Origin of the sequence: Aeromicrobium sp. Root495 (assembly GCF_001426755.1) — a bacterium.
Taxonomy (GTDB): Bacteria; Actinomycetota; Actinomycetes; order Propionibacteriales; family Nocardioidaceae; genus Aeromicrobium.
In genome coordinates this window covers 619,377-643,460 of record NZ_LMFJ01000001.1, presented here as the reverse complement: position 1 = coordinate 643,460, position 24,084 = coordinate 619,377, and the positions used below count along the sequence as shown (strand labels likewise).

Genomic DNA, 24,084 nt, shown 5'->3' with positions numbered 1-24,084 from the left:
CATGGCTGACATGCCTGGCACCAATCTCACCCGTGAAGAAGCCCAGCAGCGCGCGTCCGTCGTCTCCACCGGGACGTACGACGTGGCGCTCGACCTGACCATCGGCGACGAGCGCTTCGGCTCCGTCACGACCCTCCGCTTCGAGGCGACCCCCGGGTCCTCGACGTTCGTGGACCTCGTCGACGCCGACATCAGCGCCATCACCCTCAACGGCACGTCGATCGACCCGGCGCTCTACGCCGAGTCGCGCATCCCGATCGAGGACCTCGCCGCCGAGAACGAGCTCGTCGTCGAGGCGACGCTGCCGTACTCGCACTCGGGCGAGGGCCTGCACCGGTTCGTCGATCCTGCCGACGGCAAGGTCTACCTCTACACGCAGTTCGAGGTGCCCGACGCCCGCCGCGTCTTCACGACGTTCGAGCAGCCCGACCTCAAGGCCGAGTTCACGTTCCACGTCACGGCGCCCGCGCACTGGCAGGTCGTCTCCAACTCCCCCAGCCCCGAGCCCGTCGTCGAGGGTGAGCACGGCACGTGGCACTTCCCCGAGACCAAGCGCATGTCCACGTACATCACGGCGCTCGTGGCCGGCGACTACGAGGTCGTGCGCGACACGTACTCCGGCGAGTACGGCGACATCCCGCTCGGAGTCTTCTGCCGTCAGTCGCTCGTCGAGCACCTCGACGCCGACGACATCTTCCTCATCACCAAGCAGGGCTTCGCGTTCTTCGAGGGCGCGTTCGAGATGGCCTACCCCTTCGGCAAGTACGACCAGCTGTTCGTGCCGGAGTACAACATGGGCGCCATGGAGAACGCGGGCTGCGTGACGTTCCGCGACGAGATGATCTTCCGCAGCCGCCAGACCGTGGCCGCCTACGAGGGCCGAGCCAACACCATCCTCCACGAGATGGCCCACATGTGGTTCGGCGACCTCGTCACCATGAAGTGGTGGGACGACCTGTGGCTCAACGAGTCCTTCGCGGAGTTCGCGGCGCACCACTCGTCGGTCGAGGCCACCCGCTTCACCGACGCGTGGACCGGGTTCACCAACGCCCGCAAGAACTGGGCCTACCGCCAGGACCAGCTCCCCTCCACGCACCCCATCGCGGCCGACAACTACGACCTGCACGCCGTCGAGGCCAACTTCGACGGCATCACGTACGCCAAGGGCGCCTCCACGCTCAAGCAGCTCGTGGCCTGGGTCGGCGAGAAGGACTTCTTCGCCGGGCTCCGTGCGTACTTCGCCAAGCACGCCTACGGCAACACCACGCTGCAGGACCTGCTCACGGAGCTGGAGGCCTCGTCGGGCCGCGAGCTGGGCTCGTGGTCGCAGGAGTGGCTGCAGACGTCGGGCGTCAACACGCTGCGCGCCACCTTCGAGGTGGACGGCGACGGCGCCTTCACGTCGTTCGCCGTGGAGCAGAGCGCCCATCCCGACTACCCCACGCTGCGTCGCCACCGCATCGCGATCGGCCTCTACGACCTCGTCGACGGCCGGCTCGTGCGCCGTGAGCGCATCGAGACCGACGTCCGGGGCGAGCGCACCGAGATCACCGAGCTGGTCGACCACCGCCAGCCCGACCTGATCCTGCTCAACGACGACGACCTCACGTACGCCAAGATCCGCCTCGACGAGCGCTCGTTCGACACGTTGCTCGGGCACATCGCCTCGTTCGAGGACTCGCTGCCGCGCGCCCTCGCGTGGGGAGCGGCCTGGGACATGACGCGCGACGCCGAGCTCAAGGGGTCCGACTTCGTCGCCCTCGTGCTGGCCGGGGTGGGCACCGAGACCGACCTCACGGCGGTCGCGTCCCTCCTGCGCCAGGGCTCGAGTGCGGTCAACCTCTACACCGCCGAGGCCGACCGGCCGCCGCTCGCCGAGCAGTGGGAGTCGGGCCTCTCGGGCCTGCTCGACGCCGCCGAGCCGGGCAGCGACCACCAGCTCGCGCTCGCGCGGGCCTACGCGGCCGCCGCCTCCACCCCCGAGAAGGTGCAGTCCCTGCTCGACGGCGCCCTCGAGGGCCTCACGGTCGACACCGACCTGCGGTGGACGCTCCTCACGGCGCTGGCCCGCATCGACGCCGTCGGCGAGGCCGAGATCGCGGCCGAGCTCGAGCGCGACAACACCATCTCGGGCCAGGAGCACGCCGCCGCCGCCCGCGCCATCCGCCCCGACGCCGAGGCCAAGGCAGCAGCCTGGAGGGCCGTGGCGGTCGAGAAGAGCACGCCCAACGAGACGCGCCGCCAGACCGCGCTGGCGTTCCAGGTCTCGGGTCAGGGAGACCTGCTGGAGCCCTACGTCGACGCGTACCTGCAGATGGCCGAGACGATCATCGAGGAGCAGGGCGTCTGGATCGGACAGGTCGCGCTCGTGTACCTGTTCCCGCTGGCCAACCCGTCGGCGCGCACGCTCGAGAAGGTCGACACCTGGCTCGAGAGCACGCAGTCAGGCCCCGCGGCCAAGCGCTACGTGCTGGAGGGCCGCGACGACCTCGCGCGCGCGCTCCGCGCCCAGTCCCAGTGACCCGTGAGTGTGACGGTTCTGTTGGAATGACGGCCGCGAGCCAACAGAACCGTCACACTCAGCGGGGACTGGTGGGGTGGGTCAGTGGTGGTCGGGGGCCTTCGCGATCTCGGTGGAGGGCGCCGGCGGCACGTAGTTCTTGCGGGACACGACCACCGAGAACAGGGCGATCAGCACGAACAGCACGGCGGGGGCGCCGACGAGCAGGCCCAGGATGCTGAGGGTGCTCTTCTCCGGCGCGGGCTCCCACGTGCTGGGGGCATCGGCCAGGGCGGCCGTGCTGGAGGCGACGACCATGACGACGGCCGTGGAGACCACGGCCAGGGCGCGGGAGAAGGTGCTCATGGACTCCATTCTATCGGCCCCTAGGCTGGAGACATGCCGACCTTCGACGTGACGTTGCCCGACGCCCTCGAGCTCGACAAGCAGGACTGGCACGCCCTGACGGGAAGTGCACTCCAGATCCTGCTGATCATCGTCGTGGCCCAGTTCTTCCGATGGCTGGTCAAGCGCCTCATCGCCCGCGTGGTCCGGCGGGCCGCGAGCGGGCACACGCCGGCCTTCCTCGCCAACTCCAAGGCGGGCGAGCTCCTGCAGGACCTGCGCCCCGGTGTCTCCGAGCGGCGCAAGCAGCGCGCCACCGCGATGGGCGACCTGCTGTCCTCGATCGCCAGCATCGTGATCCTCGCGATCGCGCTCATCATGATCCTCGACCGCTTCGGCATCTCCGTGGCGCCGATCCTCACCGGCGCCGGCATCCTCGGCGTCGCTCTCGGGTTCGGTGCGCAGACGCTCGTCAAGGACTTCCTCGCCGGCATCTTCATGATCATGGAGGACCAGTACGGCGTGGGCGACTCGGTCGACCTGGGCGAGGCGAGCGGCACCGTGGAGGCCACGGGACTGCGCGTCACGCGGGTGCGCGACGTCGACGGCACCGTCTGGTACGTCCGCAACGGCGAGATCATCCGCGTGGGCAACCAGAGCCAGAACTGGGCCCGCACCGTCCTCGACGTGACCGTCGCCTACGACTCCGACCTCGACGTCGTGCAGAAGATCCTCGCCGAGGAGGCACACGCGATGTACGACGACGACAAGTACCGCGGCGTCATCATCGAGGAGCCCGAGGTCTGGGGCGTCGAGCGGTTCGCCAAGGACGGCGTCGTCGTCCGGGTGGTGCTCAAGACCGCCCCGCTGCAGCAGTGGGTCGTGGCCCGCACGATGCGTCAGCGCGTGAAGGCGCGTTTCGACCAGGCCGGGGTCACCATGCCCACCACCTACGGACCCGTGGAAGGCCCCACCGCATGACCGACCCAGCTCCCAGCTTCTACGACGAGATCGGCGGGCACGCTACGATCGCCAAGGTCGTGGAGGTCTTCTACGACGGTGTCGCCGACGACCCCGTGCTGCGCCCCATGTACCCCGAGGAGGACCTCGGGCCGGCCCGCGAGCGCTTCACGATGTTCCTCGAGCAGTACTGGGGCGGCCCCTCCACGTACTCCGAGCAGCGCGGCCACCCCCGGCTGCGGATGCGGCACGCGCCGTTCGAGGTGACCCACGCGGCCAAGGACGCCTGGCTGGCCCACTTCCGCGACGGGCTCGACGCCGTCGAGCTGACCCCTGAGCAGGACCAGCAGTTCTGGGCCTACGCCCAGCACGCCGCCCAGTTCATGGTCAACACGGCATGATCAGCACGCCGGGCTAGGTCAGCCCTCCACCAGGACCGACTCGAGCGCCTCACGCTCGTCGTCCCCGAGCGGACGCGAGCGCTGCGTCTCGGCGTCGAAGCCCACCAGCACGGCCTCGGCCGCTCCGTAGCGGCCGCCGCCGAACCACGTCGTGGTGCGGTAGGAGGAACGGCCCACGTGCGTCACGGAGGTGGAGGTGGGGAGCACCCCGACGTCGGCCCGCACCGGCTCGCCGAGGTGGACGTCGACCCGGGCCAGCACGATGTGCCCCGGGCGCCGGTCGGGCATGAGGGCGGAGAACGCCAGGATGCGCGACTCCTGGCAGATCTCGAAGAAGCGGGTGGGGGTCACGCTTCCGTCGGGGCCGATGTCGCTGCGGCGCACCGCGAGGTCGAACGCGGGACCGTCGCCGCGCTGCTCCTGCGGGACGACCGGCCCGGTGCCGAGACGGACGGTCGCGAACGACTCGTCGATCCCGTCGGGGCCGATGTCGTGCACCGTGAAGTCGCCCTCGAACCGGCTCCGCACGAGCACGGGGGTGCGGCTCAGCTGCAGGGGCCGGCGGAACTCGACGTCGACCCGCGTCACGGGGGCGTCGAACGCCTCTCCGGAGCGGATGAGCTCGGCGCGCGTCTGCTCCGCGTAGTCGACGTAGACGACGTTGTTGACGTGGTTCAGCTGGTCCAGGTCGGCCCAGCGCATGGGGATTCGGGTCTCGAGCACGCCGCTCAGTCTCTCAGGGCGACTCGGACGGACCTAACCGACCACGGCGATGACGTCGCCCTCCTGGACGATCTGGCCCTCGGCGACGGGGACGCTCGTGACGGTGCCGGTGGCCGGCGCGTGCACGGGGAGCTCCATCTTCATGGTCTCCAGGACGGCGAGGACGTCGCCCTGGGCCACCTCGGCGCCCACCTCGGTGAGGAGCTTCCAGACGTTGGCCACGATCTCGGCGCGGGCCGCGACGCCCGTCCCGGCGGTCACGCGCGGACCGCCGGCTCGAGCAGGCGCAGGGCCTGGACGATGCGGTCGCGGGTCTCCTCGGCGTGGATGACGTCGTCGAGGATGCCGGCCTCCGCCGCGAGGTAGGGGCGGGCCACCTGCTCGCGGTAGTCGGCGGCCAGCTCGTCGCGCAGGGCCACCGGGTCCTCGGCCTCCTTGAGCGCACGACGGTGGAGCAGCGCCACGGCGCCTCCGGGTCCCATGACAGCGATCTCCGAGCCGGACCAGGCCCACGTGAAGTCGGCGCCGAGAGAACGGGCGCCCATGGCGATGTAGGCACCGCCGTAGGCCTTGCGCAGCACGACGGTGAGCACGGGCGACGTCGCCTCCACGTACGCCTTGAGCATCGTGGCGCCGTGGGTGATGACGCCCCGGCCCTCCTCCACCGTGCCGGGCAGGAACCCGGGGACGTCGACGAGCGTGATGACCGGAAGGCCGAAGCGGGCGGCCCACGCGACGAAGCGCGAGATCTTGACCGACGCCTTGGAGTCGAGGATGCCGCCGCGGGCCTTGGGCTGGTTGGCCACGATCGCGACGGGACGACCGTCGATGCGACCGAGGACGGTGACGACGCTGGGGGCGTACGTGGGGCTGATCTCGAACCGCTCGCCCGCATCGAGCACGCCGTCGAGCACGTCGTTGACGTCGAAGATGATGCTCGACTTCTCGGGCACGACGTGCGGCAGGCGGGCCACCGCGGCGGGGTCGGCCGGGACCGCCTCACGCACGGGCATGGGAGCACCGACGTGGGACGGCAGGAAGGACAGCAGGTCGCGGGCTGCCTCGAGCGCCTCGAGCTCGGTCTCCACCTCGAGGTGGGCCACGCCGCTCTTGCTCGTGTGGAGCGCCGATCCGCCGATCTCGTCGGCCGTGGCGTCCTCGCCCGTGGCCGCCTTGACGATGTCGGGACCGGTCAGGAACATCTGGCCCTGGCCCTTGACCATGATCGTCCAGTCCGTGAGAGCCGGGGAGTAGGCCGCGGCGCCGGCGCACGGGCCGAGGATGAGCGAGATCTGCGGGATCGTGGCGCTCGCGATGACGTTGTTCGTGAAGATGCCGCCACAGCCGTGCAGCGCGTGCACGCCGTCGTGGATGCGGGCTCCCCCGGAGTCGTTGATGTAGACGATCGGGTAGCCCTGGTCGATCGCGAGGCGCTGGGCCCGCTGGACCGTCTCGGCGAACACCGCACCGATGGCGCCCGAGGCGACCGCGGCGTCGTGGCTGGCCACGACGACGGGACGACCGTCGACGAGGCCCCAGCCGATGACGACGCCGCTGCCGCTCGTCCCCGCCGTGCGCAACGGCGAGATCTCGACGAAGGTTCCGTCGTCGAGAAGCATCTGGGCGCGCTCGCGACCCGTGAAGGTGCGAGCTCCTCGGGGCTCGACCCGCGTGAACCTGTCCTGACGCCGCTGCTCGAGGGCGTCGCGATGGGCAGGTCCGTTCGTCTGCTCCGCGCTCTGGTGCGCGAGGTCGACGGATGAGGTCATGAAAGCTCCCTAAAACATGAGGACATCCTCAAGTCTACACGAACATGAGGAGTTCCTCGCGTTTGCGCCGACGCGTTCCACGTCACACGCTCGACGTGCCGTCCGTTCCGCCGGGGCGGTCCGTGCGCTACGGTGCACTAAGCAAGCGCTTACCACTCTTCGAGGAGCCCTTATGACTGAGTCCCGCGTCGCGATCGTGACCGGAGCCGCCCGTGGCATCGGTGCCGCCGTCGCCCAGCGTCTCGCCGCCGACGGCCACGCCGTCGCCGTCGTCGACCTCGATGCCGCCGCGTGCGCCGGCACGGTCGACGCCATCACCTCCGCCGGGGGCAAGGCCCTCGCCGTCGGAGCCGACGTGAGCGACGCCGAGAGCGTCGACGCCGCCGTCGCCACGATCGCCGACGAGCTGGGTGCGCCCACGATCGTCGTGAACAACGCGGGCGTGCTGCGCGACAACCTGCTCTTCAAGATGTCGGTCGACGACTGGGACACCGTCATGGCGGTGCACCTGCGCGGCTCCTTCAACGTCACGAAGGCCGCCCAGAAGTACATGACCGAGGCGAAGTTCGGCCGCATCATCAACCTGTCGAGCACGTCGGCGCAGGGCAACCGCGGCCAGGCCAACTACTCGGCCGCGAAGGCCGGCCTCCAGGGCTTCACCAAGACCCTCTCGATCGAGCTCGGCAAGTTCGGCGTCACCGCCAACGCCATCGCCCCCGGCTTCATCCAGACCGACATGACGGCCGCCACCGCGGAGCGGGTGGGCGTCCCGTTCGACGACTTCATCGCCTACGCGGCCAAGGAGATCCCCGTGCAGCGGGTCGGCCAGCCCGAGGACATCGCCCACACGGCGTCGTTCCTCGCGAGCGAGGGCGCGGGCTTCGTGTCCGGCCAGGTCATCTACGTCGCTGGCGGACCGAAGGACTGACGACATGAGCGCCGTCGAAGGACTCGACACCACTGCCCTGCGCACCTGGCTCGACCAGGAGGCGCCGGGTCTTCTCGACGGCTCCCTCGAGGCCGCTCTCATCACGGGCGGCAAGTCGAACCTCACGTACGCCGTCACCGACGGCGTGCGTGAGGTCATCGTCCGACGGCCTCCGCTCGGGCACGTGCTGGCCACGGCCCACGACATGGGCCGCGAGCACCGCGTCATGACGGCCCTCGCCGACACCGACGTCCCGGTGCCCGCCACGTACGGCCTCTGCGCCGACGACTCGGTCATCGGCGCCCCGTTCTACGTCATGGAGCGGGTCTCCGGCACCCCCTACAGCCGAGCCTCCCAGCTCGAGGAGCTCGGCGGCGCCCGCACCAAGAACATCACCGAGCGGCTCGTCGACACCCTCGTGGCGCTGCACCGCGTCGACTACGAGGCCGTCGGACTGGGCGACTTCGGCCGCCCCGACGGCTACCTCGAGCGGCAGGTCCGGCGCTGGAAGAAGCAGCTCGACTCCTCGCGCAGCCGCGAGCTGCCCGGCATGGACGAGCTCATCGCCCGGCTGGAGAAGGTCCCGGCCAGCGGCGACGCCACGATCGTCCACGGCGACTACCGGCTCGACAACGTGCTGGTCGAGGACCAGCCGCCCACGGGAGACGTCGTCACCGCCGTCCTCGACTGGGAGATGAGCACGCTGGGCGACCCGCTCACCGACGTCGCGCTCATGCTGGCCTACCAGGAGCTGGCCGAGGCCGGCGCCGGCTCGCTCGGCAGCGGCATGGTCACCGACGCGGCCCTGGCCACCGGCTACCTCTCGCGCGACGACGTGCTCCAGCGGTACGCGCTGGGCTCGGGTCGCGACGTCTCCGACATCGACTTCCACCTCGCGCTGTCGTTCTTCAAGCTCGCGGTGATCCTCGAGGGGATCCACTTCCGCTACATCAACGGCCAGACGCTGGGCGAGGGGTTCGCCGGCATCGGCGACCTCATCGCGCCGCTCATCCAGGCCGGACTGCGCGCCTAGCCGCATCCTGTGGGCTAGGGTCGGGGCCGTGACGGCCGAGATCCTCGAACCCCGGCGCCGCCCCACGCAGGAGCGCAGCCAGCGGAAGTTCGACCTGCTGCTGAAGGTCGCGCGCGACCTCCTGCTCGAGGTCGGGTTCGAGTCGTTCACGTGCGAGGAGGTCGCGCACCGCGCCGAGCTCCCCATCGGGACGCTGTACCAGTTCTTCGCCAACAAGTACGTCATCGTGTGCGAGCTCGACCGCCAGGACGCCGTGGCCGTGCGCGAGGAGCTGCAGCGCTTCGCCGACGCCATCCCCACGCTCGACTGGCTCCGGTTCCTCAACCGGCTCGTCGACCACATGGCCGAGCTGTGGACGGCCGACCCGTCGCGCCGCGCCGTGTGGCACGCCGTGCAGTCCACGCCCTCCACCCGAGCGACCGCCGCGGTGACCGAGCGCGAGCTGGCCGCAGGGGTGGCCAACGCCCTCGCCCCGCTCACGCCGGGGACACCCCGCGAACGTCGCCAGATCATCGCCGAGGTGCTCGTGCACGTCGTCTACTCGATGCTCAACTTCTCCATCCGCGACGACCAGGCCCACGCCGAGGCGGTCGTCGAGCTCAAGCGCCTCCTCGCCGCCTACCTCCTCGCCGCCGAGGCCTGACCCCCAGCTCGGTTTACCACGGGGGGTTGGCAACCTGACCCATACCTCCGGAAGCTTCCGTAGGTATGGGCATGTCTACCGACTTACCGTGGTAAACCGTCAGGCGGTGAGGTGGACGTAGGCGGTGGCGTAGTCGCCGTCGTGGGTCAGGCTCACGTGCAGGGTCGTGCCGGCGAGGTGCTGGGCGACCTCGCCGTGCAGACGGATCCGCGGCCGGCCCCAGGCGTCCTTCACGACCTCGATGAGGTGGTGGACCTGCTCCCCCGTCACCGGCGGCTCGCCGTGCAAGGACGCTGACCACGCCTTGATGACGGCCTCCTTGGCCGCCCAGCGCACTGCGAGGTGACGCGCAGACCCACCGTTCCGGAGGGAGGGGTTGGTGCCCTGCGCGTCACCCCGCTCGCCCGGGGTGAAGACCCCGGCGAACCTGGAGCCGGCGACGTCGAGCTGGTCCGCGAACGAGGGCACGTGGACCAGGTCGACACCGACGCCGAGGGTCGTCATCGGCAGGCGTACACGCCGTCGCCACCCAGACGGGCGTCCGGGTCGAGCAGCATGGCCGCCTCGCGCTCCCGCACGCCCGCGTCGCCGAGGCGTCGCCCGGCGGGTCGGACGTAGGCGGGTGCGCCTCCGTACATGGCCTCGACGAGCCGGGTGCGGCCCGTGATGATCCGCTCCTCGGCGCGTCGGAGGTAGTCCTCACGCTCGTCGTCGGCGAGCGCCGTGACGAAGGCCTGCGGGTGCGCCAGGGCGATGATGCCCGCGACGTGCCCGAAGCCGAGGCTCGTGACCAGGCCGGCCCTGAGCCCCTGCGTCTGCAGCGGCGACCGCAGCCACACGAGGTGCTCGTGCTCGGACAGGACGTCGTCGACGCAGTCGAGGCTGCGGTTCGGCGGGACGATGCCCGTCTGCAGCACCTGGCTCAGCCCGATGAGCTGGAACGCCGCAGCACCTCCCTTGGCGTGACCCGTGAGGGTCTTCTGCGACACCACGAGGAGCGGGTTGCCCTCGCTGCGGCCCAGCGCGCCGGCGAGCCGCTCGTGCAGCTCGGACTCGTTGGGGTCGTTGGCATCGGTCGAGGTGTCGTGCTTGCTCACGACGCCGATGTCGTCGCCCGTGAGGCCGACGGACGCGAGGCCGCGGGCGAGCGGCGAGCGCTCCCCGCCGAGGCCGGCCGCCAGCGCTCCGATCCCGGGGGCCGGGATCGACGTGTGCACTCCGTCGGCGAACGATCCGGCGTAGGCCACGACCGCGAGGACCGGGAGTCCTGCGCGGGCCGCCACGTCGCCCCGGGCCAGCAGCAGCGTGCCGCCGCCCTGCGACTCCACGAACCCGCCGCGACGACGGTCGTTGGCCCGGCTGAGGTAGCGGTCCTTGATGCCCTTGGCCCGCATCACCTCGGTGTCGGCCGTGGCGCTCATGTCGGCGAAGCCGATGATGCCCTCGGTGGAGAGGTCGTCGAAGCCGCCGGCCACGACGAACTCGGCCTTGCCGAGACGGATCTTGTCGACGCCCTCCTCGACCGAGATGGCAGTCGTGGCGCACGCGGCGACCGGGTGGACCATCGCGCCGTAGCTGCCCACGTACGACTGCACGACGTGCGCTGCGATGACGTTGGGCAGCGCCTCCTGGAGGATGTCGTTCGGGTTGTTCTCCCCCAGCAGCGTGTTGATGTAGAGCGCGTGCATCGAGGACATGCCGCCCATGCCCGTGCCCTGCGTGTTGGCCACGAGCGCGGGGTGGACCCAGCGCATGAGCTCGGCGGGGGTGAACCCGCTCGACAGGAACGCATCGACGGTGGCGACGAGGTTCCACAGCGCCACGCGGTCGATCGACTCGATCATCTCGGCCGGCACGCCCCACGCCGCGGGGTCGAAGCCGGTGGGGATCTGGCCGCCGACGGTGCGGGTGAGCGCCATGCGACGCGGCACCCGGATCTCGGTGCCGGCCTTGCGGGTCACGGTCCAGTCGCCGTCGGCCGTGGGCTCGATGACGGTTCGCTCGGGGTCGGCGTCACGCAGGGCGCGGGCCTCCGACTCGCTGCCGACCGTGAAGCTGAGGTCGGAATCGAGGTAGACCGAGGTCAGCAGCGGGGCGGTGTTGTCGACCATGGAGCCGTCGTCACCGTAGGTCCGCACGCCGCAGCGCTCGACGACGGTGTCGTGGTAGCGCTCGTGCAGGTCGGCCTCGTCGACGGGCTCGCCGGACTCGGTGTCGTACCAGCCACGTGCGGCGTCGTCCCAGGAGACGAGACCCGTGCTCCAGGCCAGCTCGAGGACACCGGCCGCCGACAGCTCGTCGGAGACTTCCATCTCGAAGCGTGTGCGGGCCGAGCCGTACGGGCCCAGCTCACCGGCACCCACGACGACCACGAGGTCCTCGGGGGCCGAGGGCACGTCTCCCCACGTCGGCACGGGGTGCATGTCGAGCAGGGACGGCGGCGCGGGAAGCGCGGCCACGGTCGCGGCGTCGTCGTCGACGACGGAGCTCGCGCGGCTCGCAGCGGCGGCGGCCTCCTTGGCCAGTGCAGGGAGGTCGAGCCCGGCCGAGGCGAGCCCACCCGTGAGGTCTGCGGTGAGGGGCTTCGCCGTCGCAGCGCCCCGGGCCGCCGGGCCGCTGAGCTCGAGGAGCTCTGCCGCCATCTCGGCGGTGCTCCAGGTCCTGACCCCCGCCGCCTCGACGGCCTCGACGAGCGGGTCGTTGCCGCCCATGAGTCCCGTTCCGCGGACCCAGCCGATGATGGCGTGCGCGATGGTCACGCGGTCGGCCCAGCCGGACTCGGCCGACCACTTGGTCACGACGGCGTCGAGCGCGGCCTTGGCCTCGCCGTACGCACCGTCGCCGCCGAACATGCCGCGGTTGGGCGAGCCCGGGAGGACCACGTGCAGGCGAGCCGCCAGGTCGTGGTCGCGACCCGTCGTGGCCAGGCCACCGAGCAGGCGCTCGACCGACCACAGCAGGATGCGCGTGTCGATCTCGGCCCGGCTGCCGGCCTCGCTCAGCGTGCCCGCGACCCGTCCGGCCGCGAACGGCAGGAGCAGGGTGGGCACGAAGGCGGGCTTGAGCACGGTGGTGGTGCTCCCGACCGTCTTGGTCTGGGCCGTCGTGGTCCACGAGACGAGCGCGTCGACGTCGGAGAAGGAGGCCATGTTGGCCGGGACGACCCACAGCTGCGCACCCGCGCGGGCGTGGCGACGGTAGAGGTCCTTGTAGAGCGCGAGGCGTCCGCCGTCGAGGCTCGAGGTGGTGGCCACGACCGTGGCACCACCGGCGAGCAGCCCGCCGACGACGTCGGCGGCGATGGAGCCGCGACCGGCACCGGTGACGACGGCCACCTCGTCGGCCCACGGGCCCCGCTCGGTGCTGAGGGCCTCGTCGACGATCGCCAGGAGACGCTCACGCACCTCTGGCGCGACGGCGCGGTCGGCCCACCAGCGGGCCTGCCGGGCGACGATGTCGCCGGCACCGGTGAAGATCGTCTGCACGTCGTCGCCGTGGGCGATCCGCGCGACGTCCTCACGGGCGCTCGCCCAGCGGTCGTCGAGCAGCACGGCCCGGCGCTCGTCGAACGCGGGAGCGGTGAGGTTCATCCAGTCGCTGCCGAGCTCGGCCTCGACGCGCGCCAGGACGGCGGCGTCGTCGGCGTCGGACTCCGAGGGATCGACGAGACCGGTCGACGTGGAGAGTCCCAGCGTGGTGAGGACGTGGCGTGCGGTGGTGGCGAGCACGCCCTCGGGGCCGGTGATGGCCCCCGTGATCTCCCCCAGGGCTGCGGCGTCGACCGTGGCGCCCGCTCCCCCACCGGTGGCGGGGAGGTCGACGCTCACGCCGTGACGTGCCGCGACCGCCTGGACCGCGGCATCGACGGCCGCATCCACCTCGGCGCCACTCGTGGGCGCCGCGATGGTGGCGAGGTCTCCGCCGCGGACGCTCGCGCCCTCACGGGTGGCCTGCGCCAGCTCCGCGACGACGTGGCTGGCCCAGCCGGCACCGAGCTGCCACGTCTCCGTGACGCGCTCGGCGACCGCGGCCTGGCGCTTGCCGGTGGGACCGAGGACCTTCTTGAGGTGGTCGGAGACGGCCTCCGTGAGGACGGGTCCGAACGGCTTGTAGCCGCGGGCCAGGCCGGTGACCTGGTTCGCGAGCGTGGGGATGTCCGCCTCGGCCGCACCGTCGATGGCACCGAGCCCCAGCTCGCCGCCGAGGTCCACGAGGAGCTGGTTGCGGCGCGAGGACGCACCGTCGCACAGCGACTCGATGGAGTCGGCCGCACCGACCTGCTCCGGGCGGAGCTTGGTCCACCAGGCGACGAGCAGCTTCGTGCCGTCGGCCGCGGTGTACGGGAGGTCGGCGGGACGCGGGCCGCCGGTGGAGACAGGAGCGGCGGACGAGGTCTCGACCGGCCCGACCGGCGCCGCGGCCACGTCGGACGTGGCCTCGGGCTCGTCGTCGACCACGACCTCCTCGTCGGTCGAGAAGGCGGCTGCAGCGTCACGCTCGACGTTGAGCACCTGGACCGGGCCGTCGGTGGTGCGGGCGACCGCGGGCAGCTTGAGCGTCGAGGAAGCGAGGTTCGCGACGGTGGGCGCCTGGCCCACGCCGATCTCCAGGAAGCGCTCGACCCCCAGGCCGTGCTGCCCTGCCGCCCACGGCCCGGCACCCCCGCCGAGGTCGTGGTCGGTCGCGGCGAACAGCAGGTCCTGCGTCTCGATCCAGCGCACCGGGCTGGCGAACTGCCAGGCCAGGAGCTCCACGAGCACGCGGCGGCACAGCACGCCGGCGTCGTCGGAGCGCTCGATCGTCACGCCGACGTACTCCTCGATCTCGCTGATGAAGGACTCGTCGAGCGTGAACGGGCGCGGCACGAGGTTGGGGACGTAGCGTCCCTCGAGGATCGTGGGGTCGATCGTGGCGGGCAGCAGCTCCTCGAGCCGCGCGCGGAAGTCGTCGACACCCGGGTGCAGGACGCGCGAGTGGAACGGCACGTCGATGCCGGGGACGTAGATGAAGGCGGCCTTGCCGCCGTGCTCGGCGCGACGCCGTGCGACGTCCTTCTCCAGCTCCTCGAGCCCGGCGATCGTGCCGGCGATGGCGTACTGCGAGCCGCGCAGGTTGTAGTTCACGATCTGCAGGAAGGTGCCGGTCCTCTCGCCGATGCCGTCGACGTAGGCCGTGACCTCGTCGTCGGACAGGCCGATCTGGGACGGACGGATGGCTGCCAGCCTGTAGTCGCTGCGGCCCTTCGCGTCTCGAGGCACCAAGGTGTGCATGACGGAGCCGCGCTGGAACACGACCTCGACGACGGCCTCGAGCGGGATGACGCCCGAGACGGCGGCGAGCGCGTTGTACTCCCCCACGGAGTGACCGGCGAGGATCGCCCCCTCGACGAACGCACCCTGCTCGCGCAGCTCGGCGGTCTGGGCCGAGCCGAGGACGGCCATGGCCACCTGGGTGAACTGCGTCAGGAACAGGACGCCGTCCGGGTGCTGGTGGACGACACCGTTGGCGACGAGCCGCGTCGGGTTGTCGCGGACGACGGTGAGGATCGAGAAGCCGAGCACCGAACGGGTGTGCGCGTCGGCCCGGTCCCAGACCTCACGGGCGGCCTTGGAGCGCTGGTAGCCGGCCATGCCCATGCCCGCGTGCTGGATGCCCTGGCCGGGGAAGGCGTAGGCGGTGACCGGGGTGTCGAGCAGGACCGACGCGGAGAGGACGACCTCGCCGTCGGCCCGCGCGGTGACGTCGAGCACCTCGGCGCCGTGCTGCAGGCCCACCCGGTCGGCGCGCAGCTCGATCGCGGCGCCCGGCTGGAGTGGGCTGAGCCAGCGCGTGGTCCAGCCACGGACCGAGCGGCCCGTCTCCTTCGCCACGACGTGCTGGGCGGCGGCGGAGAGCCACATGCCGTGCGCGATCGGGCCGGGCAGCCCGGCGAGGCGCGCGGCGGCGAGGCTCGTGTGGATCGGGTTGTGGTCGCCACTGACCTGCGCGAAGGCGCTGAGGTCGGCAGGGGCCTGCAGCCTCGCGGTGGCCCGACCCTTGCGCGGGGTGTCGCGGGCGTCGTCGAGACGGCCACCGGCGCGGGCCGGATCTCCGGCCGGGGTGGAGCCGGCGCGGCCGCGGACGCAGAAGCGCTCGGCGAGCGTGGCAACGACGGTGCCGGCGTCGCTGATCTCGACGTCTACCGAGACGACGCGGCCCAGATCGGTGTCCTCGACCCGGGCGAGCGTGGCGACGACCGTCAGGGACGTCTTCACCGACGGCAGGCCATCGGTGGTGAGCGCGTGGTCGAGGTGGACGAGGTCGAGCATGCCCTCGACGACGGGGTGACCGGCGGAGGTCGTGGCGTCACCGATGACGGCGAAGACCGCGGGCCAGGCCAGGCCCACGAGGGCGTCGGGGGCCACGGTGCCGTGACCGCTCGTGACGGCGGCGTGGTCGGCCGCGAGAGCGGGCGACCACGTGACGTCGAGCGCCGCGGTGCCGTCCTGGACGGACGGGACCGAGCCGCCGGCGGCGCCGGTCAGCAGGACGCGCATGGCGTCGGCGGCCACGTCGACGCCGACGACGGGCGCGGCGCCCGTGGCCACGGCGGTCCCGGCGTCGATCGGGACGATGAGCTCGCGCTCAGCACCCTGGACCGGGCCCAGCGGCACGCGCAGCTCGACCGTCGTGCTGCCCGTGGAGACGAGCGAGGCACCGGTCTCGGGGTGCTCGGCGTTGCCGCCGTCGACGACGACCCAGCCGGAGCCGAGCCGCTGGACGGGGTTGCGGACCGTGCGGCCGGCCCACTGGACGTCGGGCGCAGCGAGCACGAGGGCGAGCGGGCCAGGAGCGCCGTCGGTGCGACGACGACCGGACACCGCGAGGGGGGCGTCGCCGGCCGCGAGGACGGCGTCGAGCGCAGCGTCCTCGAAGCGCTGGAGCAGCTCGGCCACGGGCTCGTCGACGCGGGTGATGCCGCCGATCGCCACCGGGCCTGGGATGACGCAGACCTCGTCGGCGCCGTAGCGCGGGTCGTGCGCCTGCCACAGGGAGTCCGAGCGCCACCAGCGGCGGACGTCGGCGTCGATGACCGGCACGAACGTGACGGGCTTGCCGGGGCGCTTGCAGACCTCGAGGAAGAACGTGACGTCGGCGGGGTGCAGGACCGCGGAGTCGAGGCTCGGGAAGAAGGTGCCGAGCGTCGTGAGGGCGGCTGCGGCGTCGTCGACCGAGCCGGCGTCGGCGAACGCCGTGGGGACCGGGCCGTGGTCGGCCTCGGCCAGGCGGGCCTCGACCCGCTGCACGAGCGCATGGAAGCGGTCACGGATGGAGACGTCGACCCAGCGCTCGGTCGCGCCGTCGTGCTGTCCGTCGTCGGCCGCCCCCGCCGGGACGGTGCCGAGATCGGCGAAGCGTCGGAGCAGCGCGCCGTACGTCATCGTCGCCACGTCGCCGAAGTACGGCTTGGCGGTGCGGTCGAGCGCCTCGGCGATCTCGTCGCGGCGCTCGGCCACGGCGTCGGCGTCGCCCGCCACCTCGTCGAGCAGGCGTCCGACGGCCGAGAAGGCGTTGTCGATCTCGTGCAGGTCGGCGCCGAGCTGGCTGCGGGCCGAGGCCATGCCGCCGGTCGCATGACCGGCGCCGATCCAGTCCTCCGTGCCCGGGGTGTCGACGAGGAGCTGCTTCACGGCGGGGGACGTCGTGGCCTCGAGCGTCGCCATCGCGGCCGTGCCCACCAGCACGCCGTCGAGCGGCATGACGGGCTGGCCGAGCGCACGCGACCAGTCACCGGTGAGGTACTTCGCCGCGACGTCGGGCGTGCCGATGCCGCCTCCCACGCACACCACGACGTTCTCGTGGGCACGCAGCTCGGCGTACGTCGTGACGAGGAGCTCGTCGAGGTCCTCCCACGAGTGGTGGCCGCCGGCCTTGCCACCCTCGATCTGGACGATGACCTCGTACGGCGCCACGGCCGCGGCGATCTTCAGGACGTCCTTCACCTGACGGACCGTGCCGGGCTTGAGCACGACGTGCTCAATGCCCACCTCGCGCAGCTCCTCCACGAGCGCGACGGCGTCGTCGAGCTCGGGGACGCCGGCGGTGACGATCACGGAGTCGACGGCGGAGCCGGCGGCGCGTGCCTTCTGGACCAGCTTCTTGCGACCCAGCTGGAGTCCCCAGAGGTACGGGTCGAGGAAGAGCGAGTTGAACGAGTAGGTGCGACCCGGGTCGAGCAGCGAGTCCAACCTGGCCACGTTCTCGGCGAAGATCGCCTCGGTGACCTGCCCGCCGCCGGCGAGCTCGGCCCAGAAGCCGGCGTTGGCGGCCGCGGCCACGATGGCCGGGTCGACCGTGGTGGGCGTCATGCCGGCGAGCAGCACCGGCGAGCGGCCGGTCAGACGCGTGAAGCGGGTCTCGACGCGCGTGGTCCCGTCGGGCAGGGAGACGGCCTTGGGCGCGTACGCCGACCACGTCCGGCTCCGACGCGGCATGGCGCCCGGGGTGGTGAGCTCACGGTGACCCCGACGGGTCGTGGTGGAGACGATGGAGACGCCGCGCGGGCGCGCCTCGGCGGCGGACAGCTTGGCGGCGAGGTCGGAGGGGCCGACGTCGAGCAGCCACAGGGCGCCGGCGTCGAGCACCGACTCCACCTGGGCGACCCAGTCGACGGGAGCCACGACGGAGTCCGTGGTGAGGCGGTGCACCAGCTCGGCGTCGAGCCCGGCGGTCGCGGCCCACTCGGCGGCGAGGTCGGCCGCTGGGGCGAGGTCGGGGTGGTGGAACGCCAGCTGCGCGGCCACGGGCTCGACGACGGGGGCGAAGGCCGCTCCCCCGGTGAGCTTGCGCTCGCGCTGGGCCTTCTCGGCGGCAGCGACGTCGCCGAGGAGCCCCTCGGCGAGGCGCAGCCCTGCCTCCGGGCCGGAGAGGACGACGGAGCGACGACCGTTGCGCAGGTGCGTGACGACACGCGCGGAGGCCGGGAGGTCGACGAGAGCAGCCTCGACGCGCTCGGGTGCGACGCCGGAGACGCTCAGCATGGTGCGACCCAGCAGGCCGGTGCGACGTCCGACCACCTGGGCGGCGGCGCCCACGAGCCGGGCGGCGGCGTAGAGCTTCACGGGGTCGACGCCGTCGAGGGCAGCCTCCAGGAGACGTCCCTGGGAGTGCCCGGCCACGCCCACGGCGCGGCTGACGTCGACGCCCTGGGCCCGCAGAGCGCTGAGTCCCGCGAGCTGCGTGAGGAGGATGCCGGGCACGGACGCGGCCGGCTCGGCGAGCAGCTCCGCGTCGGGGACCGCCACCTCGACGTCGGCGGACTCGGCGGTGGAGACGGCGTCGAGCCAGCCGAGGACGTCGACGGGGACGCCGGTGCGCAGGAGCTCGGCAGCCACGGGCGCCAACAGACCGTCGGAGCCCTGGACGACGCCCGCGACCTCGGACTCGAGCGCGAAGTCGCGCACGAGACGCGCGAGCGGCTCGAGCCACTCCCCGCCCTGGCCGCCCGCCACGAGGCCGAACGGGACGCCCTCACGCAGGTGCTCGACGAGCGGGCGAGCCGCTCCTCGGGACGTGCTGGGAGCGGAGAGATGGGCGGCGGAGGATGCAGTCGTCTCGATCGTCACGTGAGCCATCGTCGCAAAACATGAGGACAACCTCAAGTTTAATGCGAGGATTCCCTCACGTTTTATCTCACACCCCCGAGACGCACGAGGCCGCCACGACCCGGAGGTCGTGGCGGCCCGGTGGAGGCGATCAGGTCAGACGCCGCCGGTGAGCGTGAGCCCGCCGTCGATCGTGATGGTCTGGCCGGTGACCCAGGCTGCGTCGTCGGACAGCAGGAACGCCACGACGGACGCGATGTCCGCAGGCACGCCGAGCCGCTTCATCGGGTAGGCCGACGCCACCTCGTCCTCACGACCCTCGAACAGGGCGCCGGCGAACTTGGTCTTGACGACGGCCGGCGCCACGGCGTTCACCCGCACGGCGGGCGCGGCCTCGAGGGCCAGCTCCTGCGTGACGTGGATGAGCGCCGCCTTGGACGCGCCGTACATGCCGATCATGGGCGCCGGCTTGAGCCCGGCGATCGACGCGATGTTGACGATGGAGCCACCGTTGGCCTGCAGCGAGGCGTTGAACGCCTTCTGCGCCCACGACACGGCCGCCAGCACGTTGACCTCGAAGATCTTGCGGCCTGCAGACAGGTCCATCTCGATCATCCGGCCGTACGTGGGGTTGATGCCCGTGTTGTTGACGAGGTGGTCGAGGCCGCCGAAGTGCTCGACGGCCTTGGCCACGGCCTCGTCCTGGTGGTCGGCGTCGTCGGCCGGACCGGCCACGAACGCGGCCTTGTCAGGCCCACCGAGCTCGGCCACGGCCGCCTCGAGCGCCTCGGCCTTGCGGGCCGTGATGACGACCCGCCCGCCCTCGTCGACGATGCGCTGGGCCACGCCCAGGCCGATCCCGCGCGACGCGCCGGTGACGATCGCGACCTTCCCCTCGAAGCGGTTGCTCATCAGGCGCCCCGTCAGCTCAGACGCTCGATGACCATGGCCATGCCCATGCCGCCGCCGACGCACATGGACTCGACGCCGAACTGCTTGTCGTGGAACTGCAGCGAGTTGATGAGCGTGCTCGTGATGCGCGCGCCCGTCATGCCGAAGGGGTGGCCCACCGCGATGGCGCCGCCGTTGACGTTGAGCTTCTCGAGCGGGATGCCCAGCTCCTTGGCCGAGCCCCACGCCTGGACGGCGAAGGCCTCGTTGATCTCGTAGAGGTCGATGTCGTCGATGCCCATCCCGGCGTTCTTGAGCGCGGCCGGGATGGCCTTGATGGGGCCGAGGCCCATGATCTCGGGCGAGAGCCCGGTCACGGCGGTGGAGACGATGCGCGCGAGGGGCGTGAGGCCGAGGGCCTTGGCCTTCTCGTCACTCATGATCACGAGGGCGGCGGCGCCGTCGTTGAGCGGGCAGGCGTTGCCGGCCGTGACGGTGCCGTCGGGACGGAACACCGGCTTGAGGCCGCTGACGCCCTCGAGCGTGACGCCCGCACGCGGTCCGTCGTCCTTGGAGACGACGGTGCCGTCGGGCAGCGTGACCGGGGTGATGTCCTTGGCCCAGAAGCCGTTGGCGATGGCCGCCTCGGCCAGGTTCTGGCTGCGGACGCCGAACTCGTCCTGCTCCTGGCGCCCCATGCCGATGAGCGACGCGGCGTTCTCGGCCGTCTGGCCCATGGCGATGTAGAGGTCGGGCAGCTCGCCGGACTCGCGCGGGTCGACCCAGGCGTCGGCGCCACCCTCGGCACGCTTGGCCGTGCGGGCGATGGCGTCGCCGAACAGCGGGTTCTCCGAGCCGGGCAGGTCGGCGAAGCCGTTGGCGAACCGGCTGACGGTCTCGACGCCGGCCGAGATGTACGTGTCGCCCTCGCCGGCCTTGATGGCGTGGAACGCCATGCGGGTGGTCTGGAGCGACGACGAGCAGTACCGGTTCACCGTGACGCCGGGCAGGTGGTCCATGCCCGAGAGCACCGCGACGGCGCGACCGAGGTTGTGGCCCGCCTCGCCGGCCGGCTGGCCGACGCCCAGGTGGAGGTCGACGATGTCCTTGGGGTCCAGCTCGGGCACCTTGGCCAGCGCGGCCTGGACCATCTGGACGGTGAGGTCGTCAGGACGCATGTCCTTGAGCGAGCCCTTGACGGCGCGCCCGATGGGCGAACGGGCGGTAGAGACGATCACGGCTTCGGTCATGGTGGACCTTCCTGGTGCGGGGTTCGGTGGGAGGACGGTGGCGGCAGTGCTCAGAAGCCGAGGTCGCGGCCGATGAGCTCCTTCATGATCTCGTTGGAGCCGGCCCAGATGCGGGTGACGCGGGCGTCACGCCAGGCGCGGGCCACGCGGTACTCGTTCATGAAGCCGTAGCCGCCATGGATCTGCACGCAGTGGTCGAGGACCGAGTTCTGCAGGTCCGACGTGTACCACTTGGCCTTGGCAGCGTCGATGGCCGTGAATCGACCCTCGGTGTGGGCGAGCACGGCCTGGTCGAGGTAGGCCTCGGCCACCTCGATCTTGGTGACGAGCTCGGCGATGAGGAACTTGTTCCACTGGAAGGCACCGATGGGCTGGCCGAACGCCTTGCGGTCCTTCGCGTACTGGATGGTCTCCTCGAGGATCTGCTTGGCGTGCGCGATGTTGGAGATGGCGCAGCTCAGGCGCTCCTGCGGGAGCTTCTGCATCATGTAGATGAAGCCGCGGTCGACCTCGCCGATGACGCGGTCGTCGCCCACGCGGACGTTCTCGAAGAACAGCTCGGCGGTGTCGGACTCGGTCTGACCGACCTTGTCGAGCTTGCGGCCGCGGCTGAATCCCTCGTCGCCGGCCTCGATGGCGAACAGCGTGATGCCCTTGGCACCCTTCTCCGGCGAGGTGCGGACGGCCGTGACCACGAGGTCGGCGCTGAAGCCGTTGGTGATGAAGGTCTTGGAGCCGTTGATGACCCACTCGTCGCCGTCGCGGACGGCGGTGGTCTTGAGGGCGGCGAGGTCGGAGCCACCGCCCGGCTCGGTCATGCCGATGGCCAGCAGGGTCTCGCCGGTGGCGATCTTGGGGAGCCAGCGCTCCTTCTGCTCCTGCGTCCCGAGGGCGACGATGTAGGGGGCCGTGATGTCGGAGTGGATGCCCACGCACGAGGCCAGCGCGGCGCTGACCTTGCTGAGCTCCTCGGCGAAGACCGCGTTGAAGCGGAAGTCCTCGGCGCCGGCGCCGCCGAACTCCTCGGGGATCTCCAGGCCGAGCAGGCCCAGCTCACCGGCCTGCAGCCAGAAGTCCCGCGGGAGCGACTTCTCCTCGATGTACTGCTCGACGTGCGGGGTGACCTTCTTGGCGAGGAACGCTGCGCAGCTCTCGCGGAAGGACTCGTGGTCGTCGGTGTAGATCGTGCGGTCCATGCAGGCTTTTCCTTCGGTGGGGGCGAACGTTACGTGCAAGTAGGTAAGCGCTTGCTTAGTATGCATCGCGTGGTCCATGCTGTCCACACCCGCCCCGTCCCCGAGGAGCCTCACTCACATGACGACCGTCACGGCCCGCGAACGCCTCGTGCTCGCTGCTGTCGAGGCGTTCGCCGAGAAGGGGTTCACCGCCACGACGACGCGCGACATCGCCTCGCGGGCCGGGATGAGCCCGGCCGCCGTGTACGTGCACCACGACTCCAAGGAGGACCTGCTCTTCCACGTGAGCCTGCAGGGCCACCGCTCCGCCCTCACCGTCGTGGAGACCGCGTCGGCCGCGGAGTCCGAGCCCGTGGCGCGGCTGCGCCGGCTCGTGCACGACTTCAGCCTGTGGCACGCCGTCAACAGCCGCGTCGGGCGCATCGTCCAATACGAGTTCCACGCCCTCACCGACGCCCATCGCGCCGAGATCGCCGACCTGCGCCGCGACATCGAGCACGTGGCCCAGCAGGTCCTGCGCGCCGGCACCGAGTCGGGCGCCTTCCACGTCGACGACCTGGCCGGGACCGCCCGCTCCATCCTCTCGCTCAGCATCGACCTCGTGCGCTGGTTCGACCAGGAACGTCCGGACCAGGCCGAGCAGGTCGCCGCGCTCCACGCCGACCTCGCCGAGCGCATGGTCGCGGCGCACTGAGACGACGCCGAACCGTCCCCGGACGCACGAGCGGCGCCCCTCCCGTGCAGGAGGAGCGCCGCAGCGCGAGGATGCCGTGGCAGGTCAGGCCTGCAGGACGGCCTCGGCGTTGATGGTGATCGTGATCTTGTCGCCGATCATGACCTTGTCGCCGTCGAGCGGGATGTTGAAGTCGATGCCGAACTCCTTGCGGCTGATCTGGCCGGTGGCCTCGACGCCGAAGCGCGTGCCGCCCCAGGGGTCGCCGCCCTCGCCGAGCAGGTCGACCTTGAGCTCGAGGGGCCTGGTGACGCCCTTGATCGTGAGGTCGCCGTTGACGACGAGCTCGTCGTCGCCCTTGGCGAGGATGTCGGTGCTCACGAACGTCATCTTCGGGTGCGACTCGACCTCGAAGAAGTCGGCCGAGCGCAGGTGGTTGTCGCGGTCGGCGGTGCCGGTGTTGATCGAGGTGAGGTCGACCTCGACCTTGACGGACGAGGAGCCGAGGTCGTCAGCGGTGACGACGGAGCCCTCGAAGGTCTCGAACTTGCCGCGCACCTTGCTCATGATGTGGCGGACGGCGAAGCCGATCTCGGTGTGCGTCGGGTCCAGGACCCAGGTTCCGGTGGTGATGCTCATGGGGTTCTCCTCGGGAAGTCTTTGGTTGATCGTTCAACCATTTAGAAGGTACCATGAAGTTGAGACTTCAATCAACCACCTCGTCATCGTAGGATGGATCACATGACCCCCGTGACCGACTCCCCCGCCGAGACGCCGTGGCTCGACCAGGACCAGCAGCACGTCTGGCGCTCGTTCCTCGGAGGCGTCACGGTGCTCATGGACCAGCTCGACCGCGACCTGCGCACCCAGCACGGCCTCTCAATGGCCGAGTACGAGATCCTCGTGCGACTCTCCGAGGCTCCCAACCGCTCCATCCGCATGGCTGAGCTCGCCGCCGCCGTGGCCCACTCGCGCAGCCGCGTCACCCACACCATCGCCCGCCTGGAACGCGACGGCATCGTGACGCGCGGCCAGTGCTCCACCGACGGCCGTGGCGTGAGCGCCACGCTCACCGATCACGGCTTCGGCGTCCTGGAGCAGGCGGCCCACACCCACGTGAGCGGCGTCCACGCCCACTTCGTGAGCCAGGCGTCGTCCGAGGACTTCCAGGCCGTCGGCCGCGTCATG

General features: G+C 71.3%; 18 protein-coding genes. 8 read left to right on the top strand and 10 right to left on the bottom strand.

The genetic code is table 11. From position 1 onward, the window contains the following. Nucleotides 1-10 precede the first annotated feature (10 nt). Nucleotides 11-2,521: an aminopeptidase N gene (pepN, locus tag ASD11_RS03355; protein WP_056288298.1), complete on the top strand. Its 2,511-nt coding sequence runs from the start codon at nt 11-13 to the stop codon at nt 2,519-2,521. 81 nt (nt 2,522-2,602) lie between these two features. Here the strand turns inward: pepN and ASD11_RS03350 are convergent, their stop codons facing one another. Then, complete coding sequence (locus ASD11_RS03350) at nt 2,603-2,866, bottom strand: hypothetical protein (protein WP_156464560.1); 264 nt, start codon at nt 2,864-2,866, stop codon at nt 2,603-2,605. A gap of 33 nt (nt 2,867-2,899) precedes the next feature. On the opposite strand from ASD11_RS03350, the gene ASD11_RS03345 reads away from it, so the two are divergent. Both ASD11_RS03345 and ASD11_RS03340 read left to right on the top strand, forming a co-directional pair. Next, a complete protein-coding gene (locus ASD11_RS03345) occupies nt 2,900-3,826 on the top strand; it encodes a mechanosensitive ion channel family protein (RefSeq protein WP_056283266.1) in 927 nt (308 codons plus the stop codon). After that, nucleotides 3,823-4,206 carry a globin gene (locus tag ASD11_RS03340; protein WP_056283261.1) on the top strand — a complete coding sequence of 128 codons (384 nt, stop codon included), beginning with the start codon at nt 3,823-3,825 and terminating at the stop codon, nt 4,204-4,206. The genes ASD11_RS03345 and ASD11_RS03340 overlap by 4 nt, the downstream gene beginning before the upstream one ends. An 18-nt stretch (nt 4,207-4,224) precedes the next feature. On the opposite strand, the gene ASD11_RS18460 is transcribed toward ASD11_RS03340, so the two are convergent. The 3 genes from ASD11_RS18460 to ASD11_RS03325 are packed head-to-tail and all read right to left on the bottom strand — an operon-like array spanning nt 4,225 to nt 6,698. Further along, complete coding sequence (locus ASD11_RS18460; RefSeq protein WP_156464559.1) at nt 4,225-4,929, bottom strand: acyl-CoA thioesterase; 705 nt, start codon at nt 4,927-4,929, stop codon at nt 4,225-4,227. A gap of 33 nt (nt 4,930-4,962) precedes the next feature. After that, nucleotides 4,963-5,190, bottom strand: coding sequence for a biotin/lipoyl-binding carrier protein (locus tag ASD11_RS03330; RefSeq protein WP_056283255.1), 228 nt, complete (start codon nt 5,188-5,190; stop codon nt 4,963-4,965). After that, on the bottom strand, nt 5,187-6,698 hold the full coding sequence (locus ASD11_RS03325) for an acyl-CoA carboxylase subunit beta (protein ID WP_056283252.1): 1,512 nt from the start codon (nt 6,696-6,698) through the stop codon (nt 5,187-5,189). The genes ASD11_RS03330 and ASD11_RS03325 overlap by 4 nt, the downstream gene beginning before the upstream one ends. A 172-nt stretch (nt 6,699-6,870) precedes the next feature. Here ASD11_RS03325 and fabG point away from each other — a divergent pair, with 172 nt between their 5' ends. Genes fabG through ASD11_RS03310 form a run of 3 tightly spaced genes read left to right on the top strand, consistent with a single transcriptional unit; the run spans nt 6,871 to nt 9,302 of the window. Next, a complete protein-coding gene (gene fabG / locus ASD11_RS03320; protein ID WP_056283247.1) occupies nt 6,871-7,626 on the top strand; it encodes a 3-oxoacyl-ACP reductase FabG in 756 nt (251 codons plus the stop codon). Between the two features lie 4 nt (nt 7,627-7,630). Further along, on the top strand, nt 7,631-8,659 hold the full coding sequence (locus ASD11_RS03315) for a phosphotransferase family protein (RefSeq protein WP_056283245.1): 1,029 nt from the start codon (nt 7,631-7,633) through the stop codon (nt 8,657-8,659). A gap of 28 nt (nt 8,660-8,687) precedes the next feature. Continuing rightward, a complete protein-coding gene (locus ASD11_RS03310) occupies nt 8,688-9,302 on the top strand; it encodes a TetR/AcrR family transcriptional regulator (RefSeq protein ID WP_235503228.1) in 615 nt (204 codons plus the stop codon). A gap of 99 nt (nt 9,303-9,401) precedes the next feature. Here ASD11_RS03310 and acpS read toward each other — a convergent pair whose 3' ends face one another. The 5 genes from acpS to ASD11_RS03285 form a co-directional block, all read right to left on the bottom strand. Then, complete coding sequence (gene acpS / locus ASD11_RS03305) at nt 9,402-9,806, bottom strand: holo-ACP synthase AcpS (protein WP_056283237.1); 405 nt, start codon at nt 9,804-9,806, stop codon at nt 9,402-9,404. Then, nucleotides 9,803-18,916, bottom strand: coding sequence for a type I polyketide synthase (locus tag ASD11_RS18900; protein ID WP_082554141.1), 9,114 nt, complete (start codon nt 18,914-18,916; stop codon nt 9,803-9,805). Before ASD11_RS18900 ends, acpS begins: the two co-directional genes overlap by 4 nt. A 126-nt stretch (nt 18,917-19,042) precedes the next feature. Continuing rightward, the gene (locus ASD11_RS03295) at nt 19,043-19,798 is read right to left on the bottom strand and encodes an SDR family oxidoreductase (protein ID WP_056283231.1); all 756 of its coding nucleotides are present in this window, start codon (nt 19,796-19,798) and stop codon (nt 19,043-19,045) included. Nucleotides 19,799-19,809: 11 nt separating this feature from the next. After that, entirely contained in the window at nt 19,810-21,027 is a 1,218-nt protein-coding gene (locus ASD11_RS03290) for an acetyl-CoA C-acetyltransferase (protein ID WP_056283227.1), read from the bottom strand. Nucleotides 21,028-21,077: 50 nt separating this feature from the next. Then, a complete protein-coding gene (locus tag ASD11_RS03285) occupies nt 21,078-22,223 on the bottom strand; it encodes an acyl-CoA dehydrogenase family protein (RefSeq protein ID WP_056283224.1) in 1,146 nt (381 codons plus the stop codon). Nucleotides 22,224-22,341: 118 nt separating this feature from the next. Here ASD11_RS03285 and ASD11_RS03280 point away from each other — a divergent pair, with 118 nt between their 5' ends. Then, nucleotides 22,342-22,917, top strand: a complete 576-nt coding sequence (locus ASD11_RS03280; RefSeq protein WP_056283219.1) for a TetR/AcrR family transcriptional regulator — start codon at nt 22,342-22,344, stop codon at nt 22,915-22,917. An 84-nt stretch (nt 22,918-23,001) separates the two neighbouring features. Here the strand turns inward: ASD11_RS03280 and ASD11_RS03275 are convergent, their stop codons facing one another. Continuing rightward, entirely contained in the window at nt 23,002-23,535 is a 534-nt protein-coding gene (locus ASD11_RS03275; RefSeq protein WP_056283216.1) for a YceI family protein, read from the bottom strand. Nucleotides 23,536-23,637: 102 nt separating this feature from the next. On the opposite strand from ASD11_RS03275, the gene ASD11_RS03270 reads away from it, so the two are divergent. Beyond that, nucleotides 23,638-24,084, top strand: a 447-nt coding sequence (locus ASD11_RS03270) for a MarR family winged helix-turn-helix transcriptional regulator (protein ID WP_056288294.1), incomplete at its 3' end; no start/stop codon positions are given.